At 70.8% G+C, this 7,473-nt stretch carries 6 protein-coding genes; 5 read left to right on the forward strand and 1 reads right to left on the reverse strand.

All coding sequences use genetic code 11. From position 1 onward, the window contains the following. Window positions 1–55: 55 nt before the first annotated feature. Window positions 56–3,979, reverse strand: a complete 3,924-nt coding sequence (hrpA, locus tag ACZ5PB_RS34735; protein ID WP_468696808.1) for an ATP-dependent RNA helicase HrpA — start codon at window positions 3,977–3,979, stop codon at window positions 56–58. Window positions 3,980–4,277: 298 nt separating this feature from the next. Here hrpA and ACZ5PB_RS34740 point away from each other — a divergent pair, with 298 nt between their 5' ends. The 5 genes from ACZ5PB_RS34740 to ACZ5PB_RS34760 are packed head-to-tail and all read left to right on the forward strand — an operon-like array spanning window position 4,278 to window position 7,350. Next, complete coding sequence (locus ACZ5PB_RS34740; protein WP_468696810.1) at window positions 4,278–4,706, forward strand: hypothetical protein; 429 nt, start codon at window positions 4,278–4,280, stop codon at window positions 4,704–4,706. Window positions 4,707–4,766: 60 nt separating this feature from the next. Continuing rightward, window positions 4,767–5,027 carry a hypothetical protein gene (locus tag ACZ5PB_RS34745; RefSeq protein WP_468696811.1) on the forward strand — a complete coding sequence of 87 codons (261 nt, stop codon included), beginning with the start codon at window positions 4,767–4,769 and terminating at the stop codon, window positions 5,025–5,027. A gap of 21 nt (window positions 5,028–5,048) precedes the next feature. Beyond that, window positions 5,049–5,804 (forward strand): DsbA family protein, encoded by a 756-nt coding sequence (locus ACZ5PB_RS34750; protein WP_468696813.1) that lies wholly within the window; start codon window positions 5,049–5,051, stop codon window positions 5,802–5,804. Beyond that, window positions 5,801–6,679: a cytochrome c biogenesis CcdA family protein gene (locus tag ACZ5PB_RS34755; RefSeq protein WP_468696815.1), complete on the forward strand. Its 879-nt coding sequence runs from the start codon at window positions 5,801–5,803 to the stop codon at window positions 6,677–6,679. Before ACZ5PB_RS34750 ends, ACZ5PB_RS34755 begins: the two co-directional genes overlap by 4 nt. Beyond that, window positions 6,676–7,350, forward strand: coding sequence for a DUF4870 domain-containing protein (locus tag ACZ5PB_RS34760; protein WP_468696816.1), 675 nt, complete (start codon window positions 6,676–6,678; stop codon window positions 7,348–7,350). Before ACZ5PB_RS34755 ends, ACZ5PB_RS34760 begins: the two co-directional genes overlap by 4 nt. The last annotated feature ends 123 nt before the right edge of the window (window positions 7,351–7,473 follow it).

A 7,473-nucleotide genomic window follows, 5' to 3' on the forward strand; every position in this document is an offset into this window, starting at 1 on the left:
GACTGTACAGCAGGTCAGAGGGTGCAGTCGAACCCGATCCGCGACGGCCTCCCGGCTACGGCGCCGCCGCGTCGATCGCCTTCACGATCCGCTTGTCGGAGACCGGGTACGCGGTGCCCAGGGCGTGCGCGAAGTAGCTGACCCGGAGCTCCTCGATCATCCAGCGGATCTCCCGCACCTCCTGCGGAACGGGCCTGCCCTGTGGCAGCTGCTCAAGCAGCCAGGCGTACTCGTCCTGCATCTCGTGGACCTTCTCCATGCGCGCGGTGTCGCGCTGCGCGCCGGTCGGCATCTGCTGCAGGCGGCGGTCGGCGGCGACCAGGTAGCGCATCAGGTGCGGCAGCCGCTTGAGGCCGGTCCTCGTCACGAACCCGGCCGGCATCAGCGCGTCCAGCTGCCCCCGTACGTCCGTGAGGTTGGCGAGCAGCACCGGGCTCTTCGTGGACTTCAGCCTGCGCTCGCAGGCCTGCCAGGCGGCCAGTACCTGCTGGACCTGGCCCACCGTCCGTACGGTCGCGTCGACCAGGTCCGCGCGCACCTTGTCGTACAGCTTCCGGAACGACTCCTCGTCCCAGGCCGGGCCGCCGTGGTCGGCGATCAGCTTGTCCGTGGCGGCCGTCGCGCAGTCGTCGAAGAGGGCCTGGATGGAGCCGTGGGGGTTGCTGGACAGGGCCAGCTTCTGCTGGTTGGTGAGCTTGTCCGAGGCGAACTTGGCTGGGTTCACGGGGATGTTGAGCAGGATGAGGCGTCTGGTGCCCGCCCACATGGCCTGCCGCTGCTCGGCCTCGCTGTCGAAGAGCTGCACGGAGACCGAGGTGCCCTTGTCGACCAGCGCCGGATACGCCTTCACCGGCTGCCCGGCGCGCTTGGTCTCGAAGACCTTGGTCAGCGTGCCGATCGTCCAGTCGGTGAGTCCTGAGCGCTCGATGGTCTCGCCGCCCGAGCGTTCCGCGGTGGCCGCGGCGGCCTTGGAGAGGGCCTGCCGGGCCTTGGGGCGCAGCTGAAGGCGCAGCGCCTCCAGGTCCTTGTCCTCGGCCAGCTTCTTGCGCCGCTCGTCGACGATCCGGAAGGTGATCTTCAGGTGGTCGGGGATACGGGTGAGATCGAAGTCGGCGGGGGAGACGGGCACCCCGACCATCTTCTGCAGCTCGCGCGCGAGCGTGAAGTGGATCGGCTCCTGCAACGGAACCGCCCGGTCCAGGAAGCGCCCCGCGTAGTTCGGCGCCGGGACGTAGTGCCGGCGGATCGGCTTCGGGAGGGAGCGGATCAGCTCCGTCACGACCTCTTCCCGCAGCCCCGGGATCTGCCAGTCGAAGCCCTCGTCGGTGACCTGGTTGAGCACCTGGAGCGGGATGTGGACGGTCACGCCGTCCGCGTCCGCGCCCGGCTCGAACTGGTAGGTCACCCGGAACTTCAGCGCGCCCTGCCGCCAGGAGTCCGGATAGTCGTCCTTGGTGACCCCGGCGGCCTTCTCGTTGATGAGCATCTCGCGCTCGAAGTCGAGGAACTCGGGCTCCTCGCGCTTCTTGTGCTTCCACCACGAGTCGAAGTGCGCGCCGGAGACGACGTGTTCGGGGATGCGCTGGTCGTAGAAGTCGAAGAGGGTCTCGTCGTCGACCAGGATGTCGCGGCGGCGCGCCCGGTGCTCCAGCTCCTCGACCTCGGTGAGCAGCTTGCGGTTGTCGGCGAAGAACTTGTGGTGGGTGCGCCAGTCGCCCTCGACCAGGGCGTTGCGGATGAAGAGGTCGCGGGAGACCTCGGCGTCGATCCGCCCGTAGTTGACCTTGCGCTGCGCGACGATCGGGACGCCGTACAGCGTGACCCTCTCGTACGCCATGACGGCCGCCTGGTCCTTCTCCCAGTGCGGCTCGCTGTACGTGCGCTTGAGGAGGTGCTGGGCGAGCGGCTCGATCCACTCGGGCTCGACCTTGGCGTTGACGCGGGCCCACAGCCGGGAGGTCTCGACGAGCTCCGCGGACATGATGAAGCGCGGCTGCTTCTTGAACAGCGCCGAGCCGGGGAAGATCGCGAACTTGGCGTTGCGGGCGCCCAGGTACTCGTTCTTGTCGGTGTCCTTGAGGCCGATGTGCGAGAGCAGACCGGCGAGCAGCGAGGTGTGTACGGAGGTCTCGGGCGCGTCCTCCTCGTTGAGGTGGATGCCCAGCTGCTTGGCCACGGACCGGAGCTGCGCGTAGATGTCCTGCCACTCGCGGATCCGCAGGAAGTTCAGGTACTCCTGCTTGCACATGCGGCGGAACGAGGACGAGCCGCGCTCTTTCTGCTGCTCGCGGATGTACCGCCACATGTTGAGGAAGGACAGGAAGTCGCTGGTCTCGTCCTTGAAGCGGGCGTGGTTCTGGTCCGCCTGCTGCTGCTTCTCGACCGGGCGCTCGCGCGGGTCCTGGATGGAGAGCGCGGAGGCGATCACCATCACTTCCCGTGCGCAACCGTTCTTGTCGGCCTCCAGGACCATCCGCGCCAGCCGTGGGTCGACGGGCAGCTGGGAGAGCTTGCGGCCCTGCTCGGTCAGCCGCTTCCGGGGGTCCTTCTCGTTCGGGTCGAGCGCGCCGAGCTCCTGGAGGAGCTGGACGCCGTCCCGGATGTTGCGGTGGTCCGGCGGGTCGATGAACGGGAACTTCTCGATCTCGCCGAGCCCGGCCGCGGTCATCTGGAGGATGACGGAGGCGAGGTTCGTACGGAGGATCTCGGCGTCCGTGAACTCCGGCCGGGTGACGAAGTCGTCCTCGGAGTAGAGCCGGATGCAGATGCCGTCCGATGTGCGCCCGCAACGCCCCTTGCGCTGGTTGGCGCTGGCCTGGCTGATCCGCTCGATGGGCAGTCGCTGGACCTTGGTGCGGTGGCTGTAGCGCGAGATGCGGGCGGTGCCCGGGTCGATCACGTACTTGATGCCGGGGACGGTCAGCGAGGTCTCGGCGACGTTCGTCGCCAGGACGATGCGGCGGCCGGTGTGGCGCTGGAAGACACGGTTCTGCTCGGCGTGGCTCAGGCGCGCGTAGAGGGGGAGCACCTCGGTGTGCTTGAGCTGCCGCTTGTTGAGGGCGTCGGCGGTGTCGCGGATCTCGCGCTCGCCGGAGAGGAAGACCAGGACGTCGCCGGGGCCCTCGGACTGGAGTTCGTCGACGGCGTCCGCGATGGCGGTGATCTGGTCGCGGTCGGAGTCGTCGCCCTCCTCTTCGAGGAGCGGCCGGTACCGCACCTCCACCGGATACGTACGGCCGCTCACCTCCACGATCGGGGCGTCGCCGAAGTGCCGGGAGAAGCGCTCGGGGTCGATGGTCGCCGAGGTGATGACGACCTTGAGGTCGGGGCGTTTGGGCAGCAACTGCGCCAGGTACCCGAGCAGGAAGTCGATGTTGAGGGACCGCTCGTGGGCCTCGTCGATGATGATCGTGTCGTACGCGCGCAGCTCGCGGTCCGTCTGGATCTCGGCGAGCAGGATGCCGTCCGTCATCAGCTTCACGAAGGTGGCGTCCTGGTTCACCTGGTCGGTGAACCGGACCTTCCAGCCGACCGCCTCGCCCAGCGGGGTCTTCAGCTCGTCCGCGATGCGCTCGGCGACGGTGCGGGCGGCGATCCGGCGGGGCTGGGTGTGGCCGATCATGCCCCGGACCCCGCGGCCCAGCTCCATGCAGATCTTGGGGATCTGCGTCGTCTTGCCGGAGCCGGTCTCGCCCGCGACGATCACGACCTGGTGGTCGCGTATCGCGTCGGCGATGTCGTCCTTCTTCTGGCTGACGGGAAGGGTCTCGGGGTACGTGATGGTGGGCATGCGGGCGGCCCGGGCGGCCACTTTGGCGGTGGACTTCTCCGCCTCGGCGGCGATCTCGTCCAGAACGGCCTGCCGGGCCTCCGGCTTGCGGATACGACGGGCGCCTTCGAGGCGGCGGCCGAGGCGGTGAGCGTCACGGAGCGAGCTCTGGGCGAGGAGGGCCTGGAGGTCGGCGAAGGAAGTAGACATACCTGACCCAGGATCTCACCCAGACCACCAGCCTGGCCAACCATTTGCCCCCACCCCCTCCTAGGGCGGCGGCCCCGCCCCCACCCGTTGCCCCGCCCCCTTGGGCGGCGGGGCCGCCCCCCGGGGGCGGAACGGGCGGGCAAGGGGGCGGCCCCCGGCGGAGCCGAACCCTCCGGCCCCGCCCCACCCCCGCCATGGCCCCCGCTCCACCCCACCCCACCCCGCCCCGGCTCCCACTCCACCCCACCCCGGCCGCGTACCCTTTCAGGGCAGACCGCCCCGACCCCGAGAGGCCCCCGTGCCCCGTACGACACGACTCACCCGATGGTGCGGCCTCGCCGCGCTGGTGGCCGTCGTACTCGGCATGCTCTGCGGTCCGGCCGCCGCCACCCCGGCGGGCCCCGGTTCCGGCACCGCCACCGCCTCCGGCACCGCCACCGCCTCCGGCACCGCCACCGCCTCCGGCACCGCCACCGCCTCCGTGTACGTCAAAGTCATGGACGCCCCCGGCTGCGACAAGGCCCCCCTCCACCAGGACGGCACGAACCCCACCACCCCGCCCCGCGCCAGCTCCGCGTACGACCTGCTGCCCGCGCTGGCCGGCGGCTCGCAGTCCGCGTCCGCCAACCGCTACCTCGACGCGGCCCTGGCCACCGCCCCCCGGCGCGGCCCGCCGACCCCCGTCCCGCCCTCACCCGTGGAGCTCTCCGTCCTGTTGCGCGTGTAACGAGGCGCCGATCCGGCATGCCCTCGTACCCGTACGACATGACACGAAAGATCCCCACACATGTTCACCACCCTGAGCAACGCCGCGCGCGCCTGTGCCGCGTGGCCGCTGCCCAGGTGGGGTGTGGCCGGTGCGTGCGCAGTTCTGTGCGCGCTGCTGATCGGCCTCCCCACCTCCGGCGCGCTGAGCATCTGGGCGCCCCTCCAGCCCGTGCTCGCGCTGGTCTCCCTGGTGCTGCTGGCCCTCGCGGCCGTGCGCCGGCTCGCGGGTGAGGTGGCCTGCCCGGTCGCCCCCGCCACCCCCGCAGCCCCCTCCCTCTGACGTACCCCCAGGAGCTTCCCCATGGCCAGCACCAACAAGACGAACAAGCCCGGCAAGAACAAGGGCCTCCTCATCGGCGCCGGTGTCGCCGTGGCCGCCCTCGCCCTCGGCGCCGTCTCGTACTCCGCCACCAAGCCCGACGACAAGACCACCGCCACCGCCAAGGAGCCCGCCGCCTCCGTCTCCGCCGACCCGCAGGCCGGCATCTACCCCGAGCTGGAGAAGCTGGCCCGCCGCGCCGACGGCGACAAGCTGGCGCAGGGGCGGGCCGACGCACCCGTCGTGATGGTCGAGTACGCCGACTTCAAGTGCGGCTTCTGCGGCAAGTTCGCCCGCGACACCGAGCCGAACCTGATCAAGAAGTACGTCGACAACGGCACGCTCCGCATCGAGTGGCGCAACTTCCCGATCTTCGGCGAGGAGTCCGAGGCCGCCGCGCGCGCCTCCTGGGCGGCCGGACAGCAGGGCCGCTTCTGGCAGTTCCACGAGGCCGCCTACGCCAAGGGCGCCAAGGAGAAGGGCTTCGGCGAGGAGCGGCTGACGGAGCTCGCCAAGGAGGCCGGGGTCAAGGACCTCGCCAAGTTCTCCGCCGACCTCGGCGGCGCGCAGGCCAAGGCCGCCGTACAGAAGGACCAGCAGGAGGCGTACCAGCTGGGTGCCAGTGCCACCCCGGCCTTCCTGATCAACGGCCGGCCCATCGCGGGCGCCCAGCCCGACGACGTCTTCGAGCAGGCCATCGAGCAGGCCGCCAAGACCGCGAAGGCGAAGCAGAAGTGACCGCGAACATCGGCTACTTCGCCGCATTCCTCGGCGGTCTGCTCGCGCTGGTCAGCCCGTGCAGCGCCCTGCTCCTGCCCGCGTTCTTCGCGTACTCCATCGACTCCACGTCCCGGCTGCTGGCCCGTACTGGAATCTTCTACGCCGGGCTGGCGACGACCCTGGTGCCGCTGGGCGCGGCGGGCTCGTACGCCGGGCGGTTCTTCTACGGCAACCGCGACCTCCTGGTCACCGTCGCGGGCTGGCTGATCATCGCGCTCGGTGTCGCGCAGATCCTCGGCATGGGCTTCGCCTCGAAGAAGATGGCCGAGCTGTCGGGCCGCATCAAACCCACCACCGCCCTCTCCGTCTACGCGCTCGGCGCGGTCTACGGCCTCGCCGGATTCTGCGCGGGCCCCATCCTCGGCAGCGTCCTCACCGTCGCCGCCGTCAGCGGAAGCCCGGCCTACGGCGGCCTGCTGCTTGCCGTCTACGCGCTCGGCATGGCCGTCCCCCTCTTCCTGCTCGCCCTCCTGTGGGAACGCTTCGACCTCGGCAAGCGCCGCTGGCTGCGCGGCCGCACGCTCACCCTCGGCCGCTTCGAGCTCCACACCACCTCCCTCCTCTCCGGCCTCTTCTTCATCGCGTTGGGCGTCGTCTTCCTCGTCTTCGACGGCACGACGGCGCTCCCCGGCCTCCTCGACGTCGACAACTCCTTCGCCCTGGAACAGTGGGCGAGCGGCCTCGGCAAGGCCGTCCCGGACTGGGCGCTGCTGGTGGCCCTGGTGGCCGTGGTGGCCGTGGTGCTGGGGGTACGCGGCGGATGGGGGCGCGGACGCGGACGAGACAATGTCGAGGACCCGAACGGCCAACCCGAGGAACGGCTCTCCCGATGACCACACCCCCACCCGCGCAGCCGCCCCAGGACCCGAACGGAGCCGGCCCCTACGGCTACCCCCAGGACAGCGCTCCCCAGGGCGGCCATCCCCAGGGCGGCGACCCCTACGGCCACCCGGGCCAGTCCCCGTACGGCTACCCCGGCCAGCAGCAGCCGTACGACGCGCCCCCCGGCCAGTACCAGCAGCCGTACGGCGCCCCCGGCCAGCAGCCCTACGGCGCCCCGGGCCCCTACAGCGCCTACCCCGGCTACGGAATGCCCGGCGGGCAGCCGATGAACACCAACTCCGCGATGTGGGCGCACCTGGGCACCCTCCTCGCGCTCTCCGTCGGCTCCGGCGTCACCTGCGGCCTGTCGGCGATCGCGGCCTGGGCGGTCGGTCTTTCGATCCGCTCCAGCGCCCGCGACCAGTTCACCCGTGAGCACGCGACGGGCGCGCTGAACGCGGCGCTGACCTCGCTGATCTACAGCGCGGGCATGGTCACGCTGTCGGTGCTGCTGTCGTTGCTGCCGGGCCGGGTGGCGGTGATCCAGACGATCCCGATGCTGCTGCTCCTCGCGTACGGCATCACCGTGATCGTCTTCATGATCATCGCGACGGTGGCGGCCAACAAGGGCCGCCCGTACCGCTATCCGGCCTTCCTCGCGTTCCCGATGGCCAAGGCCTGAGACGGGGCCGGGGGGGGGGGGGGGGGGGGGGGGGGGGGGGGGGAAGGAGGGGGGGGGGGGGGGGGGGGGGGGGGGGGGGGCGCGGTGAGTTCGTAGTCGGGGGGGAGGGACAAGAGGCGTCCG

It is taken from the genome of Streptomyces sp. NPDC032721 (assembly GCF_055579625.1).

Bases quoted from the DNA above. Each gene is read 5' to 3' on its own strand.
- ACZ5PB_RS34760 (WP_468696816.1), top strand. From the start codon at position 6,676: ATGACCACACCCCCACCCGCGCAGCCGCCCCAGGACCCGAACGGAGCC.
- ACZ5PB_RS34745 (WP_468696811.1), top strand. From the start codon at position 4,767: ATGTTCACCACCCTGAGCAACGCCGCGCGCGCCTGTGCCGCGTGGCCG.
- ACZ5PB_RS34750 (WP_468696813.1), top strand. From the start codon at position 5,049: ATGGCCAGCACCAACAAGACGAACAAGCCCGGCAAGAACAAGGGCCTC.
- hrpA (WP_468696808.1), bottom strand. From the start codon at position 3,979: ATGTCTACTTCCTTCGCCGACCTCCAGGCCCTCCTCGCCCAGAGCTCG.